Origin of the sequence: Pseudomonas bijieensis (assembly GCF_013347965.1) — a bacterium.
Lineage (GTDB): Bacteria > Pseudomonadota > Gammaproteobacteria > Pseudomonadales > Pseudomonadaceae > Aquipseudomonas > Aquipseudomonas bijieensis.
On sequence record NZ_CP048810.1, the window covers coordinates 1,576,254 to 1,591,889 of the forward strand.

Consider the following 15,636-nt stretch of genomic DNA (forward strand, 5'->3'; position numbering starts at 1 on the left):
ACGTTGCTCGCTCAACCAAAATGAGGATTCTCGAGATGGCCAGTAGCGGAAACAAAAACCCAGGCAACTTCGCAAACGATCGTGAAAAGGCATCTGAAGCCGGCAAGAAAGGCGGACAAGCGTCGGGCGGCAACGTTGCCAACGACCGGCAGAAAGGCACCGGCGCCGGTAACAAAGGCAGTGAACGCGGCCAAGGCGGCGGCAGAAAATCGTAACTCTCCCAACCGCTGGGGCGCAGGCATCCTGCGCCCTGGCGCTATCTGCTCATATCCTCATCACAAATACGAAATTCCATATATTCGATTGTCCGCATATACTCCGGCGCAGCCCTACCTTGCGCTTATCGGAGCCGATCGATGAAAGTCCTCTTCATGTGCACAGCCAACAGCTGTCGCAGCATTCTCAGCGAAGCGATGTTCAACCACCTGGCTCCCGTCGAGTTCGAAGCCGTCAGCGCCGGCAGCTTCCCCAAGGGCCAGGTGCTGCCGCGCAGCCTGAGTACCTTGCAGGAGGCCGGCATCAGCATCAAAGGCTTGCGCAGCAAGGGCAACGACGCCTTCGAAAGCAACCCGCCGGACATCGTCATCACGGTGTGCGACAACGCCGCGAATGAAGCTTGCCCGGTGTACTTTGGCCCGGCGATCAAGACCCATTGGGGCCTGGCGGATCCGTCGGAAATCCAAGGCAGCGACGATCAGATCGGCCAGGCTTTCCACAGCACGCTGGACCGTATCGAAACCCGCTGCAGGGCCTTTTTCGCCCTGCCCTTCGACCAGCTCGACGCCCAGGCCTTGAAAGCCGAGCTCGACCGCATCGGCACCCTCTGAGCGATCAACCTGCGCGATAAGCCTGCTTCAGCGTCTCGATCCAGCTCGGGTCCAGGCGCGACTGTTCAGGATCCAGGCCCAGCGCCTGCATCTTCGCCAAGTGCGCGTCGGCCTCCCGGGCCAGCGAGCCCTGGGCGCTGGAGTTGGCATCCAACTGATGCATCTGGGCCAACCCCAGGTGGTAGAAACGCAGCAATTTCATGGCGGTGGGGTCTTGGGCCTGCACGCCGGCGGTCACCTGATGCATCACGTTGGTGATTTTCATCAGGCTGCGCTTGAGCTGCCAACCGTACACCGCCGCGGCCATCCACGGCTGCGACCAGAAATACAGGCGCATCAGCGCCGCCATCGCCAGCACCGCGACAATCACCCCGCCGAGATTGAAACGAAAGTTATCGCCCCCCGGCGTACCGAACAGCATCACCGCCAGGCTGGACAGCAGCATCGCCAGGGCCAGGAACACCACCGCGATGATCAGGGTGCTGCGGCGGGTCTGCTTGCGGTAGGTGTCGCCATCCCACGGTTTGATCTCGAACATCGCGGTGCAATTTCCTTGTACGGCATCAAAAGAGTCACGCATTATCGCCTGCCCGGTCGATTTAGCTATGCTGGGGCTCATTTTGTAGCGCAACCGACTCGCCGGGTCCGGATCAAAGTCCATGGCGATAGCGCAAGGATCGTGCGATCTTTCTGCGTGGACGTTTTTTTCAAGATGCCGTCGTTGTGTGCATGGCATCGTTTTCAAGGAAAGCTGAATGACTCAAAGACATGTAATCAACGCCTCGGTAAGCCCCAAGGGCAGCCTGGAGACCTTGTCCCAGCGCGAAGTCCAGCAACTGAGCGAAGCCGGTTCCGGCAGTATCTATACCCTCTTCCGCCAGTGCGCCCTGGCCATCCTCAACACTGGCGCCCATGTTGATAACGCCAAGACCATCCTGGAAGCCTACAAGGACTTCGAGATCCGTATTCACCAGCAGGACCGCGGTGTGCGCCTGGAGCTGCTGAACGCGCCAGCCGATGCGTTCGTCGACGGCGAGATGATCGCCAGCACCCGCGAGATGCTCTTCAGCGCCCTGCGCGACATCGTCTACACCGAGAACGAACTGGACAGCCAGCGCATCGACCTGAGCTCGTCCCAGGGCATCAGCGACTACGTGTTCCACCTGTTGCGCAACGCCCGCACCTTGCGCCCTGGCGTGGAGCCGAAAATCGTCGTGTGCTGGGGCGGTCACTCGATCAACACCGAAGAATACAAATACACCAAGAAAGTCGGCCACGAACTGGGCTTGCGCAGCCTGGACATCTGCACCGGTTGCGGCCCCGGCGTGATGAAAGGCCCGATGAAAGGCGCCACCATCGCCCACGCCAAGCAACGCATCCATGGCGGTCGCTACCTGGGCCTGACGGAGCCGGGCATCATCGCGGCCGAAGCGCCGAACCCGATCGTCAATGAGCTGGTGATCCTGCCGGACATCGAGAAGCGCCTGGAAGCCTTCGTGCGCGTCGGCCACGGCATCATCATCTTTCCGGGCGGTGCCGGTACGGCGGAGGAATTCCTCTACCTGCTGGGCATCCTGATGCACCCGGCCAACCAGGACCTGCCCTTCCCGGTGGTCCTCACCGGGCCGAAAAGCGCCGCGCCGTACCTCGACCAGTTGCATGCGTTTGTCGGTGCGACCCTGGGCGAGGCGGCGCAGAAGCACTACCAGATCATCATCGACGACCCGGCCGAAGTGGCACGGCAGATGACCCAGGGGCTCAAGGAGGTCAAGCAGTTCCGCCGCGAACGCAACGACGCCTTCCACTTCAACTGGCTGCTGAAGATCGACGAAGGTTTCCAGCGCCCGTTCGACCCGACCCACGCCAACATGGCCAGCCTGGGCCTGAGCCGCGACCTGCCCGCCCACGAACTGGCGGCCAACCTGCGCCGGGCGTTTTCGGGCATCGTGGCGGGTAACGTCAAGGACAAGGGCATCCGCCTGATCGAAGAACATGGCCCTTACGAGATCCACGGCGACGCCGCCATCATGGAACCCCTCGACCGCCTGCTCCAGGCCTTCGTCGCCCAGCACCGCATGAAACTGCCGGGCGGCGCGGCGTATGTGCCGTGCTATCGCGTGGTGACCTGAGCCGCAAAGTCCTCGCTCCCCCTGTGGGAGCGAGCCTGCTCGCGAAGGCGTCGGCACATCCAATATTGATGCAAGCTGACCCACCGCTATCGCGAGCAGGCTCGCTCCCACAGAGGACTTGTGCGGTTACTGAATCCGTATCAGGCCGGCTTCATTCATCTCAACAGCAAGCCCAAGGTAATCCTTGATCTGCGGATGGTGGGTGACCACCGGGTGCGTATGGGTCGCCGTCACCACCATCACGTCGGCCCCTGATGCCTCGCCAGCGCGGATGCCGGCATCTGCGTCTTCAAAGACCAGACATTCCTGCGACGCCACTTGCAAGCGCTCTGCGGCCAGTCGATAGCAGGCCGGGTTGGGCTTGCCATCGTTGACATCTTCGGAAGTGACCATCACCAAGGGGCGTGGAATCCCGGCGGCGTCCATGCGCCGCAAGGCCAGTGCCATCGGCGCCGAGGTGACAATCGCCCATTGGCTAGGCGGCAGGCCTTTCAGAAACGCAGCCGCACCGGCCACTTGCACCACGCCTTCGACATCCTCGATTTCCTCCCGGGTAATCTGCTCAGCCTCGGCCTGGGCATCCACCCCCGGCAGATGCTGGCGGGCGATGGTGTCGATGGCGCGCACGCCATGGATCGTCGGCAGGAACGTCGCCACGTCCACGCCGTGGCGCAGGGCCCAGCGTGTCCAGATGCGCTCGGCGGCGGCGATGGAATTGAGCAGGGTGCCGTCCATGTCGAAGAGGAAGGCGCGGTAGGAACGGTGGTCTGGCATCGGATCCTCAATGATGAAGGGGTGGATAACAGCCACTGTAACATCGCCAGGCACCGAACCTGTGAGCAGAGCCTGTGGGAGCAAAGCTTGCTCGCGATAGCGGTTTCAAAGCCCATGGGGGGCGTTGTATGTGACGACGTCATCGCGAGCAAGCTTTGCTCCCACAGGTTCGCACACAGGGCGTTTGTGTTGTTTTACAAAACGGCGATCTAAACGAGGCGCTCGATCGGCTGATGCTGCCACACCAGCTTGTAATACAGCGTCTGCAACAACAGCATGCCCAGGTAAGCCACCGGGAACGCCATCCACACCCCTTGCAGCCCGAAGTGAGCGTCCAACAGGTACGCCGCTGGCACCTGCACACCGACAATGCAGAAGATCGAGATGGCGACCGGCACCAGCACCGTGCCGCTGGCCCGCATGATGCCGCCGACAATCGCCTGGAAGCCGAACACCAGCAAGCTCCAGAGCATGATATGCAGCAAGTGTTCGGCCTGGACCCGGGCCGCCGGGTCGGTGATGAACAGCCCCAGCAGCCAGTGGGACAGCAGATAGCCCAGCAGCACCAGTCCACCGGTGAGCCAGAGGTTGAATACAAGCCCCATGCGCAGGATCGGCCCCAGGCGCTCCAGGCGTCCGGCACCGATGGCCTGGGCGCCGAGGATCGAGGCGGTGATGGCAATCGACAGCGCCGGAAACTGCACATAGTTGACGATCTGCGTCACCGCGCCGTAAGCCGCCGTGGCCTGGGAACCGTGGCGGTTGACCAGCGCCAGGATCACCAGCTCCGACAACGAAATCACCACCATCTGCAACCCCGTGGGCAGGCCGATGCGCAGCACCTTGCCAAGGATGTCCATGTCCAGGCGCATCGCCGCGAACAACGCACGGTCCGGTGCCAAGGCGTGCGCGCGACGGTTCAGGCGCCACGCCAGCATCAGCATCGCCGACGTCGTCCCCGCCAGCCCCGCCAACGCCGCGCTCTGGATGCCCATCTGCGGCAGCCCCAGCCAGCCGCGAATCAACGCTGGCGTCAGGATCAACCCGACACTGGTGGACACCAGCAACGCCAACATCGGTGACACCGTATCGCTCACCCCGCGCAGCAGTTGGGTGAACAGCACAAAGACCAGCAACATCGGCAGGATCCACAGCATCACCCGAGCATAGGAAACGGCGTCCTCCAGCACATCGGCCGGCGTGCCGAGCCCTTGCAACGCCTGGCGCGCAAAGACGCTGCCCAGCACCGCCGCCACCAGGCCGATGATCGCCCCCAGCAACAAGGTCGAACCAGCAATCGCCTTCACCGTGCCGGTTTCGCCGGCGCCATAGGCCTGCCCGATCAGTACCCCCGCCCCCGCGCCCAGGCCGATCACCAGAGCGATGAAGAAAAACACGATGGGAAACATGCCCGACACCGACGCCAAGGCCTGGGTGCCAAGCATCTGGCCGATGTAGATGCTGTTGAATGTGCCGGACATGGACTGCAGGAAGTTGGACAGAACCATGGGGATCAGGAACAGGAGATAGGTTTTCCAGAGGGGCTGGGTGGGCATGAGGGCTCTGATGGCAGGTTCGAAATCCAATGCGGGGTAATTTAGCTCAATCCATTGAGTCTGTTTCAAAGAATCAACTGGAGAACACTCTTGTGGCGAGGGGATTTATCCCCGCTGGGTTGCGAAGCGACCCCAAACCCGACACCTCGCTATGACAGATGGATTGCGCTCATCTTGCAGGGGGGCTGCTTCGCACCCCAACGGGGATAAATCCCCTCGCCACAAAGTCACCCGACCTTCGTCGGGTGCATTCGACATTTTCCAGACTGCGTCTAATCTGAAGTAGCACAGTGCCACGTACTGCGTAGGTCAATGCCTACAGCAATACCGGAATCGGACAGCCGGTCTTAAAGTCCGAACGAGGGTCGCAGATAACCAGTTATTCGCAAATAACCTGTTGGCAACACTGTTCAAGGACCGAACCATGACGTCGTATTCTCACGGTCATCCCCTTTCCCAATCAAAACCACGCATCCTCTGGAGTGCTGTGCTAGTGGCCATTGCCGCGAGCATTGGCGTGCTGGCGCTCAATGGTGCGAGTGGGCAAAACATCGGTTTGAGCGTGGCGATCCTGGCCTTGGGCGTCGGTGCTGGCGTATGGGGTGCGCGTTCGCAACGCCAGCAGTTTGACAGCGCCCTGGCCGCCGCCATGGCCCACCACGACCTGCAAGGCAGCGAGCAGCTGGCCCATAAAACCCACGCACAACTCAACGAAGTCATTCTCGGGGCCATGCCGATCTGGGCCAAGCAGGTCGAAAGCTCCCGGCAACAGACCGAAACCGCAATCGTCTCCCTGACCAGCCGCTTCACCGGCATTTCGTCACGCCTGGAAGACACCGTGCAGGCTTCGCAACTGGCCGCCGGTGAACTGGCCGGCAGCAGCAGTGGCGGCGCCGTGCAGGTACTGGCCCAGAGCGAAGGTGAACTGGTCAAGGTCATCGACTCGCTGAAAGCCACCCAGGCCAGCCGCGATGAAACCCTGGCCCAGGTGCGTAACCTGACGGCCTATACCGGCGAGCTGCGGACCATGGCCGCCGATGTCGCGGCGATTGCCGCACAGACCAACCTGCTGGCGCTCAACGCCGCCATCGAAGCCGCCCGTGCCGGCGAAGCCGGGCGTGGCTTTGCCGTGGTGGCCGACGCCGTGCGCAGCCTGTCGAGCAAGTCCAGCGAGACCGGCCAGCAGATGTCGGCCAAGGTCGACATCATCAACACCGCCATCACCCAACTGGTCCATGCCGCGTCCAGCGGAGCCGACCAGGACAGCCATTCGGTCAGTGCCTCCGAGCAAAGCATCCAGCAGGTGCTGGAGCGCTTCAAGAGTGTCACCGGCCGGTTGGCCGACTCGGCCGACATGCTGCAGCGGGAAAGCTTCGGCATTCGCGATGAACTCACCGAAGTGCTGGTCAGCCTGCAATTCCAGGATCGGGTCAGCCAGATCCTCAGCCACGTGCGCGACAACATCGAGGACCTGCATGTGCACCTGCATCAGGCCAGTCAGTCGCCCGACCAGGCCGTCTCCATCGATGCCCGCCAATGGCTGGCGCGCATGGAGACCACTTACGCCACCGACGAGCAACGCCGCAACCACCACGGCGACTCGAGTGCGCAACAGGTTTCACAGGAAATAACCTTCTTTTAGGAGAGCCTTTCATGGCTAAAAGTGTATTGGTTGTCGACGACTCCGCGAGCGTTCGGCAGGTGGTCGGCATCGCGTTGAAAAGTGCCGGCTATGACGTGATCGAGGCGAGCGATGGCAAGGATGCGCTGGGCAAGCTCAATGGCCAGAAAGTGCACTTGATCATCAGTGACGTGAACATGCCCAACATGGACGGCATCACCTTCGTCAAGGAGGTCAAGAAGCTGGCCAGCTACAAGTTCACGCCAATCATCATGCTGACCACCGAATCCCAGGAATCGAAGAAACAGGAAGGCCAGGCCGCCGGGGCCAAGGCCTGGGTGGTCAAGCCGTTCCAGCCGGCGCAGATGCTGGCAGCGGTATCCAAGCTGATTCTTCCCTGATGACCGGAGGCTCCAATGCCGTTGCACTACGAAACACAGGATGACACCGCCCAGGTGCACATCGACGGCGAGCTGACGATCTACACCGCCGCCGACCTGGCCGCGCAATGGTTACCGCACCTGGGCGCAACACCGCGAATGGCCCTCGATCTGTCGCAGATCACCGAGATGGACGGGGCCGGCCTGCAACTACTGCTGATGGTGCAGCGCGAGGCGTCCCGGGCCGGGACCCAGCTGACACTGACCGGCCAAAGCAAGGCCGTTACGCAAACACTTGCCCTGTGCAACCTGGTTGCCTAGGGCTGCAATACGTCGGACACGACAAAGGATATGAGCGTGAGCATCAATCTGGATCAGGCACAGCAGACCTTCATCGTCGAGGCACGGGAACAGTTGCAAGCGATGGAAGAGTCGCTGCTGCAACTGGAAACCGACCCCGGCGACGACGATGCCATCGGCGCGATCTTTCGGGCGGCCCACACCATCAAGGGCTCGGCCGGGCTGTTCGGCCTGGAACCGATCGTCAGCTTCACCCACATCGTCGAAGACGTGCTCGATCGCCTGCGCAACGGCAGCGTCGAGGTGGACGCCGGCCTGATCGCGGTGCTGCTCAAGTCCAGCGATCACATGCTGGAACTGATCAACGTGGCCGCCAACCAGGGTGGAGCGCTGCCGCCACCGGCCCTGCAGCGGGAAGTGGAACTGTGCCAGATCCTGCAGGAGTACCAGGCGCCCTCGCCCGCTGCGGCCCCGACGCCTGCCCATGAAACCGCGACCAGCGAACCCGGCGAAACACGGCTCTGGCACATTTCCCTGCGCTTCGGCCACGACGTGTTCCGCAACGGCATGGACCCGCTGTCATTCCTGCGTTATCTGCAAACCCTGGGTGAAATCGTCGACATCGTCACCTTGACCGACGCCCTGCCCGCCGCCGACGCCTGGGACGCCGAGTCCTGCTACCTGGGCTTCGACATCGAGTTTCGCTCCGCCGCCAGCCATGGGGCGATCAACGAAGTGTTCGACTTCGTCCGGGAAGACTGCGTGATCGAGATCGTTGCCCTGGATGACGACGTCGCCCCCCAAGCCAACACTGGCATGGTGACCACATCGCCGGAACCGGCCGAGGAAACCACCGCGTTGGTCGCCACCGGCGAGTTGCTGTCCGACCAGCGCAAGACGCCGCGCATGCCCGCCCAGATCGCCACCGACAAACAGGCGGTGACCAGCGACAGCAAGGCCAAGGACGGCACCTATGTACGGGTCAATGCCGACAAGCTCGACGAGCTGATCAACCTGGTGGGGGAACTGGTCATCGCCAGCGCCGGCGCCAGCCTGCTGGCCCGCACCTGCCACAACGACCCGTTGCAGGAAGCCACCTCATCCGTGTCCGGGCTGGTGGAAGAAATTCTCGACGGCGCCCTGCGCCTGCGCATGATCCCCATCGGCGAAACCTTCAACCGTTTCCGTCGGGTGGTGCGCGATGTCAGTCAGGAACTGGGCAAGGACATCGACCTGATCATCAGCGGTGCGGAGACCGAGCTGGACAAGACCGTGGTGGAAAAAATCGGCGACCCGCTCATGCACCTGCTGCGCAACGCCATGGACCACGGCATCGAAACCGCCGAGGCGCGGCGGGCGGCGGGCAAACCGGCCAAGGGGCATTTGCACCTCAACGCCTATCACGACTCGGGCAGTATCGTGCTGGAGATCGCCGACGACGGTGCCGGCCTGAACCGCGACCGGATCCTTGAAAAAGCCCAGGAGCGTGGCCTGGTGACGCCCGGGGCCAGCCCCACCGACCAGGAAATCTACAACCTGATCTTCGAGCCCGGCTTCTCCACCGCCCAGGCCGTGACCAACCTTTCGGGGCGCGGCGTGGGCATGGACGTGGTCAAGCGCAACATCACCCTGCTACGCGGCACCGTCGACCTGGACAGCCAACCTGGCAAGGGCACCGTGGTGCGCATCCGCCTGCCGCTGACCCTGGCGATCATCAACGGTTTTCTGGTGGGCATCGGTCAGTCGACCTACGTCATTCCGCTGGACATGGTCCAGGAATGCATCGAGCTGAGCGAAGACGATGGACTCGCCAGCCGCGAACAAGGCTACCTCGACCTGCGCGGCGAGGTGTTGCCGCTGGTTTACCTGCGCGATCACTTCAGCCATGAAGGCCCGGCCGCGCGCCGGCAGAACGTGGTGGTGGTGCGCTACGCCGAACTCAAGGCCGGGCTGGTGGTGGATGACTTGCTGGGTGAATTCCAGACCGTGATCAAGCCGCTGGGCAAGCTGTTCGGCGCCCTTCGCGGCATCAGCGGCTCGACCATCCTGGGCAGCGGCGCCGTGGCGTTGATTCTCGACGTGCCGGCGCTGCTCACCCAGATCGCCCAAGTGGAAAACCGCTACACCCCAACTCAATTACAACAAGCCAACGCTCGCTGACGCTTTAGCAATTCCATGGAGAGGTACTTCCCAATGAAATGGTTCTACGACCTGAGAATCGCCACCAAACTGATCACTTCATTTCTTGTGGTGCTGGCGCTGACAGCCGTCATGGGAGTGTTCTCGATTATCCAACTGGGCCAGGTGAACGACACCGCCCTTGAAATCCGCGAAAACTGGATGCCCTCCATGCGCGCGGCCTCGGGCATGCGCTTCTTTGGCGCAAGCTACCGCCTCAAGGAAAATCGCCACATTACCGCCGACTCCGAGCCGGAGCGCGCGACCCTTGAACAGGAAGCCGACGAAGCCAAAAAGGCATTCGAAACTCGCTTGGCGACGTATGAAAAGCTGTTGTCCAACGCCGAAGACCGCCGGCTGTTCGAAACCACCCGCAACGACTGGAACGCTTACCTGACCATCAGCAAAGACCTGCTCGCGCTGTCTCGGCAAAACCTGACCGAGCAGGCCCACGCGCTGCTCAAGGGCGAGTCGAAGCGTCAGTTCGACCTGGTGACCTCCGACTTGCAAAAACTGGTGGAACTCAATGACGCCGGTGCGGGCGCCGCCAGCGAGAAAGGCACCGCACTGTATGAAAAAGCGCGCCTGTCGATCATCGTGGTACTGGTTGCCGCCTTGCTGGCGGGCCTGGGCCTGGCGCTGTTCATCTCGCGCATCATCTCCCGCCCATTGAGACAGGCCGCAACCGTCGCCGAGCAATTGGCCGAAGGCAACCTGAACGCGAAAATCGAAGGCGGCTCCAAGGACGAAACCGGCATGGTGCTCAACGCCATGCAGAACATGGTCGGCAAGCTCTCGCACATCATCGGTGAAGTGCGCAACGCCGCGGATAACCTGGCCAGTGCTTCGGAACAAGTCAGCGCCACTGCGCAATCCATGAGCCAGGCCACCAGCGAACAAGCGGCCAGCGTCGAGGAAACCAGTGCGTCCATCGAGCAGATGAGCGCCAGCATCAACCAGAACACCGAGAACGCCAAAGTCACCGACGGCATGGCCAGCAAGGCTGCCAAGGAAGCCACCGACGGCGGCGAATCGGTGCAGCAGACCGTGGTGGCGATGAAAAAAATCGCCCAGCGCATCAGCATCATCGACGACATCGCCTACCAGACCAACTTGCTGGCGCTCAACGCGGCCATCGAAGCGGCCCGCGCCGGCGAACACGGCAAAGGCTTCGCCGTCGTCGCCGCTGAAGTGCGCAAACTGGCCGAACGCAGCCAGGTCGCGGCCCAGGAAATCGGCGAGCTGTCGTCCAGCAGCGTCGATATGGCGGAAAAGGCCGGGAACCTGCTCAACGAGATGGTCCCTTCGATCAACAAGACGTCGGACCTGGTGCAGGAAATCAGCGCCGCCTCCGAAGAACAGGCCGCTGGCGTGGCGCAGATCAACACCGCCATGACCCAACTCAACCAGGTGACCCAGCAAAACGCCTCCAGCAGCGAAGAACTGGCCGCCACCGCCGAGGAAATGAGCAGCCAGGCCGAACAGCTGCAACAGGCCATGAGCTTCTTCACCCTGGACACGCCGCCGAAATCGGCCAGCCAGCCCTTGAAGGTGGACAACACGCCGGGGCCGTCCAACCGCAAGCCGGCTCGAGCTGCCGTGCCTGCGCTCCCCAAGGCCTTTGCCTACAGCATGGCCAGCGCTCCGGACGAATCCGAATTCACCCGGTTCTGACGGTCCGTTCCCACAGGCTCGCTTAAAGGAGATAAAGGCATGGGCGCCATCGCGACCACACGTCAAACCGCCATCGCGGTCGAGGAAGAAGCGCAGTACCTGACGTTTATGCTCGGCACGGAGATGTTTGCCATCGGCATCCTGTGCATCAAGGAAATCATCGAATACGGCAACCTCACCGTGGTGCCGATGATGCCGGCCTTCGTGCGCGGGGTGATCAACCTGCGGGGCGCAGTGGTGCCGGTTGTGGACCTGTCGGCCCGTTTCGGCCGACCGAACTCGGCGATCAGTCGGCGCAGTTGCGTGGTGATCATCGAGGCGGCCAGTGCGGACGGCCAGGCCCAGGACATTGGCTTGCTGGTGGACACGGTCTCGGCGGTCCTGGAAATCCCGGCCTCGCAGATCGAGCCGCCACCGAGCTTCGGGGCGAAGATCCGCGCCGATTTCATCAGTGGCATGGCCAAGGTCGATGGCAAGTTCGTCATCGTGCTGGAGGTGGACCGCGTACTGTCCATCGACGAAATGTCCCAACTCGCAGAAACCAGCCCGAACGCGCTGGAAGTGGATGCCCAGTGAACGCCGATACCTGCAAGGAACGCACGGTGAATTCACTGGCGCTCAGTGACCGCGAGTTCGGTCAGTTCCAGTCCTGGCTGTACCAGGCCGCCGGCATCAGCCTGTCCGAAGCCAAGAAAGCCCTGGTGGCCGGGCGTTTGTTCAAGCGCCTCAAGCACTATGGGCTGGACAGCTACGGCGAGTATTTCAAGCTGATCATGAACGGCCAACGCACCGATGAATTGCAGGTGGCGCTGGACCTGCTCACCACCAATGAGACCTATTTTTTCCGCGAACCCAAGCATTTCGATTTCCTGCGCCAACACGTGCTGCCCCACGCGACACCGGGCAAGACCTTTCGCTTGTGGAGCGCGGCCAGCTCATCGGGCGAAGAGCCCTACAGCCTGGCCATGACCTTGGCCGAAGGATTGGGCACCACGCCTTGGGAGGTCATCGGTTCAGACATCAGCAGCCAGGTGCTGGCCAAGGCACGCTCAGGGCACTACCCAATGGAACGCGCCAGCAACCTGCCCCATCCGCTGCTGGTGAAGTACTGTCTCAAGGGCACTGGCAGCCAGCAAGGCACGTTCCTCATCGACCGGGCGTTGCGTAACCGGGTCCACTTTATCCAGGTCAACCTCAACGACACCTTGCCGGAGCTGGGGGAGTTCGACGTGATTTTCCTGCGTAATGTCATGATCTATTTCGACCAACCCACCAAAAGCCGAGTGGTCGCCCGCTTGATCCCCCGGCTCAAGCCCGGCGGCTATTTTATCGTGAGCCATTCGGAGAGCCTCAACGGCGTGTCCGATGCGTTGAAACTCGTATCGCCTTCGATTTATCGCAAACCATGAGCGTCGCGATGAGGGAAGTGGCCGAGATGTACCTGGCGCCGGGGGAGTTTCGCTTCGCCACCTGCCCGACCCGGCTGCGTACCATCCTCGGTTCTTGCGTGGCGATCACGCTGTGGCATCCCGAACGCAGGATCGGCGGCATGTGCCACTTCATGTTGCCCAGTCGGATGCGCTGCTCCAAGGCGCTCAATGGCATGTACGCCGACGAAGCCATCGAACTGTTCCTGCGCCAGGCAAAGGCCCATCACACTGAACCCGAGGACTATCAGCTCAAGCTGTTCGGCGGCGGCGAAATGTTCCCTGAACTGCAACGCCACGTGCCCTACGGCGATGTGGCGCGGATGAACGTCAATGCCGCGCTGGAAATCGCCGCCCTCTATCGCCTGGACCTGATCGCCCAGGACATGGGCAGCACCGGCCACCGCAGCATCATCTTCGACCTTTGCAGCGGCGATGTGTGGGTCAGGCACCAACCGATAAGGACCCGGCATTAACCATGTCAAAAAAGATCAATGTACTGCTGGTGGATGACTCCGCCGTGGTTCGCCAGGTGTTGCTGGCAATCCTCAGCGACACGCCGGACATCCACGTCATGGGCGCGGCGTCCGACCCGATTTTCGCCATGGACAAATTGGCCAAGGAATGGCCCGACGTCATCGTGCTGGACGTGGAAATGCCGCGCATGGACGGCATCACCTTCCTGAAGAAAATCATGAGCGAGCGCCCGACACCAGTGGTGATCTGCTCGTCCCTGACGCCCCGGGGCGCGGAAACCACCTTGCAGGCGATGGCCGCCGGCGCGGTGGAAATCATCACCAAGCCCACCACCGGCCTGAAGAACTTTCTATTGGAATCGGCGCCGGAACTGGTGGCGGCGATCCGCGCCGCCGCCCAGGTCAATGTGCGCAACCTGGGCAAGCGCCCTGCCCCGACCGCACTGACGCCGGCCACCAAACTCACCGCCGACGCCATGCTGCCCGCCGCCAACGGCCACGCCATGGCGCAGACCACCGAACGAATCGTCGCCCTGGGCACTTCCACTGGCGGCACCCAGGCCCTGGAAGCGGTGCTCACCGCCCTGCCACGGGTGTGCCCGGGCATCGTCATCGTCCAGCACATGCCGGAAAAATTCACCGCCTCGTTCGCCGCCAGGCTTAACAGCCTGTGCCAGATCGAAGTGCGCGAAGCCCGCAACAACGACCGCATCCACCCCGGCCTGGCGCTCATCGCCCCCGGTGGCAAACACATGATGGTGACCCGCAGCGGGGCGTTCTACCACGTGCAGGTGGTGGACGGCCCACTGGTCAACCGCCACCGTCCTTCAGTGGATGTGCTGTTCCGCTCCGTGGCCAAATTCGCCGGCCGCAACGCCACCGGCATCATCATGACCGGCATGGGCGACGACGGTGCCCGTGGACTGAAGGAAATGCTCGACGCCGGCAGCAGCACCGTGGCCCAGGACGAAGCCAGCTGCGTGGTCTTCGGCATGCCCAAGGAAGCGATCAAACTCAACGCCGCACAGCGGGTGATGGGGTTGCAGGAGATTGCGCAGGTGATTTTGCATAAGTAAGGAGCTGAGGACTGTTCCCCCCGATCCACACAGAACTCATTGTGGGAGCAAGACTTGCCCGCGATGGCATTGGCACATTCAACATGAATGCAAGCTGACCCACCGCTATCGCGAGCAAGCTTTGCTCCCACAAATAAATCCCCTTGCCACAAAAACAGTTGAGTTCACATCCATTCGCCCGACACACCAATCACCTGTGGCGAGGGGATTTATCCCCGCGGGCTGCGAAGCAGCCCAAGAGGCTTGCAGCTGATCGACCGGTGGATCGGGGGATGAGCTTTAGGGCTGCTTCGCTGCCAACGGGGATAAATCCCCTCGCCACAGGGTTCGCTTCAGTATTGGGTTGCCTTGTCTGTGGGCCGGTGGCTACACCGGCGAAATCGTCGCCAGCACGCCGATCAAAAGAGTCAGGGCCAAAAACCCACCTAGAAAAATCGCCATCTTCGCCATGAGCACTCCTGAAGCAAAAAATTGCAGTACACGGGCGGTCTGATAGGCAAACCGCGCGGTTATTCTGGGCTGGGGATTGGGTTCATTACAGAGGCAGCTGTAACAGCAAAATACAGATCAGACGAAAAAACCTAGCCCTCGCCGCGCAGCTTTTTGTGAGCCAGTCTGGCCTGCGCGACTCCGGTTTTCTACATGGTTTTTCATCGACGCTGAATCACCACGTCGCGGGTACTCATAGGAAAAAGAAGTTGCCTCATCTCAAAATCATCGACTTTTTGCAATCACACCACTCATGTACTGATTTAAATCGCGCAAGCTCTCAACCCCCCAGGCGTGCGGCGGTAGTTTTATACCATTCTCTCGCAAAGTTCTTGGAATCAAGTCTCCATTTGGACGAAGTATTATCGAGGACACGATTACACCCGGATAATCATTCAGCCGCTTCTTGAAAACGGACGTTGTAAGATCAGGCGTGGGAGGATTGCTTTTATTAGCCAACGGCCCTGTTCCCTTGAGATCCGCTCCATGGCACATGGCACATCTTTGCAAATAGAGTTTTTTCCCATTGGCATTATCGGCGAGGGATAACGATATTTGAATGAGCGATAACATTCCTAGCGAAACGATGAATAATTTTTTCATTTTCGTTTTCATGTGGCCTTGGTGTAAAAATCAGATCTGAATCAGGGGCAGCAGACGCTTGAGCAAAGCCTGCGACCGTGGTTAGAAGTCGGCATTCTCTCTTCGGGAGGCCCTTGCTTGCAAGGA

The 15,636-nt window shown here is 61.4% G+C and carries 15 protein-coding genes and 1 pseudogene; 12 read left to right on the forward strand and 4 right to left on the reverse strand.

What is annotated here, in order from left to right; translation table 11 throughout:
* The first annotated feature begins 35 nt into the window (after positions 1–35).
* Positions 36–215, forward strand: a complete 180-nt coding sequence (locus GN234_RS06555) for a con-10 family general stress protein (protein WP_109755208.1) — start codon at positions 36–38, stop codon at positions 213–215.
* A gap of 141 nt (positions 216–356) precedes the next feature.
* Entirely contained in the window at positions 357–827 is a 471-nt protein-coding gene (locus GN234_RS06560; RefSeq protein WP_163854157.1) for an arsenate reductase ArsC, read from the forward strand.
* Positions 828–831: 4 nt separating this feature from the next.
* Here the strand turns inward: GN234_RS06560 and GN234_RS06565 are convergent, their stop codons facing one another.
* Positions 832–1,365, reverse strand: coding sequence for a DUF3087 family protein (locus GN234_RS06565; protein ID WP_163854159.1), 534 nt, complete (start codon positions 1,363–1,365; stop codon positions 832–834).
* Positions 1,366–1,582: 217 nt separating this feature from the next.
* Here GN234_RS06565 and ppnN point away from each other — a divergent pair, with 217 nt between their 5' ends.
* The gene (gene ppnN, locus GN234_RS06570) at positions 1,583–2,956 is read left to right on the forward strand and encodes a nucleotide 5'-monophosphate nucleosidase PpnN (protein WP_025213122.1); all 1,374 of its coding nucleotides are present in this window, start codon (positions 1,583–1,585) and stop codon (positions 2,954–2,956) included.
* A gap of 126 nt (positions 2,957–3,082) precedes the next feature.
* On the opposite strand, the gene GN234_RS06575 is transcribed toward ppnN, so the two are convergent.
* On the reverse strand, positions 3,083–3,730 hold the full coding sequence (locus tag GN234_RS06575; protein ID WP_176688115.1) for an HAD-IA family hydrolase: 648 nt from the start codon (positions 3,728–3,730) through the stop codon (positions 3,083–3,085).
* A gap of 209 nt (positions 3,731–3,939) precedes the next feature.
* On the reverse strand, positions 3,940–5,286 hold the full coding sequence (locus GN234_RS06580) for an MATE family efflux transporter (protein ID WP_109755212.1): 1,347 nt from the start codon (positions 5,284–5,286) through the stop codon (positions 3,940–3,942).
* Positions 5,287–5,983: 697 nt separating this feature from the next.
* Between GN234_RS06580 and GN234_RS06585 the strand changes: the two are divergent.
* From GN234_RS06585 to GN234_RS06625, 9 genes and pseudogenes are all read left to right on the forward strand, one after another.
* A pseudogene (locus tag GN234_RS06585) lies at positions 5,984–6,928 on the forward strand (methyl-accepting chemotaxis protein); the annotation flags it as partial.
* Between the two features lie 11 nt (positions 6,929–6,939).
* Positions 6,940–7,308 (forward strand): response regulator, encoded by a 369-nt coding sequence (locus GN234_RS06590; RefSeq protein WP_003203044.1) that lies wholly within the window; start codon positions 6,940–6,942, stop codon positions 7,306–7,308.
* A gap of 15 nt (positions 7,309–7,323) precedes the next feature.
* A complete protein-coding gene (locus tag GN234_RS06595) occupies positions 7,324–7,608 on the forward strand; it encodes an STAS domain-containing protein (protein ID WP_109755214.1) in 285 nt (94 codons plus the stop codon).
* A 36-nt stretch (positions 7,609–7,644) separates the two neighbouring features.
* Positions 7,645–9,747 (forward strand): chemotaxis protein CheA, encoded by a 2,103-nt coding sequence (locus GN234_RS06600; protein ID WP_109755301.1) that lies wholly within the window; start codon positions 7,645–7,647, stop codon positions 9,745–9,747.
* A 33-nt stretch (positions 9,748–9,780) separates the two neighbouring features.
* The gene (locus GN234_RS06605) at positions 9,781–11,439 is read left to right on the forward strand and encodes a methyl-accepting chemotaxis protein (protein ID WP_176688117.1); all 1,659 of its coding nucleotides are present in this window, start codon (positions 9,781–9,783) and stop codon (positions 11,437–11,439) included.
* Positions 11,440–11,478: 39 nt separating this feature from the next.
* Positions 11,479–12,015, forward strand: a complete 537-nt coding sequence (locus tag GN234_RS06610; protein ID WP_109755216.1) for a chemotaxis protein CheW — start codon at positions 11,479–11,481, stop codon at positions 12,013–12,015.
* Entirely contained in the window at positions 12,012–12,848 is an 837-nt protein-coding gene (locus tag GN234_RS06615) for a CheR family methyltransferase (protein ID WP_162893817.1), read from the forward strand. Before GN234_RS06610 ends, GN234_RS06615 begins: the two co-directional genes overlap by 4 nt.
* Positions 12,845–13,342, forward strand: a complete 498-nt coding sequence (cheD, locus tag GN234_RS06620; RefSeq protein WP_109755217.1) for a chemoreceptor glutamine deamidase CheD — start codon at positions 12,845–12,847, stop codon at positions 13,340–13,342. Before GN234_RS06615 ends, cheD begins: the two co-directional genes overlap by 4 nt.
* A 2-nt stretch (positions 13,343–13,344) precedes the next feature.
* The gene (locus tag GN234_RS06625) at positions 13,345–14,418 is read left to right on the forward strand and encodes a protein-glutamate methylesterase/protein-glutamine glutaminase (protein WP_109755218.1); all 1,074 of its coding nucleotides are present in this window, start codon (positions 13,345–13,347) and stop codon (positions 14,416–14,418) included.
* 714 nt (positions 14,419–15,132) lie between these two features.
* Here the strand turns inward: GN234_RS06625 and GN234_RS06630 are convergent.
* Positions 15,133–15,510: a c-type cytochrome gene (locus GN234_RS06630; RefSeq protein ID WP_176688118.1), complete on the reverse strand. Its 378-nt coding sequence runs from the start codon at positions 15,508–15,510 to the stop codon at positions 15,133–15,135.
* Between the last annotated feature and the right edge of the window lie 126 nt (positions 15,511–15,636).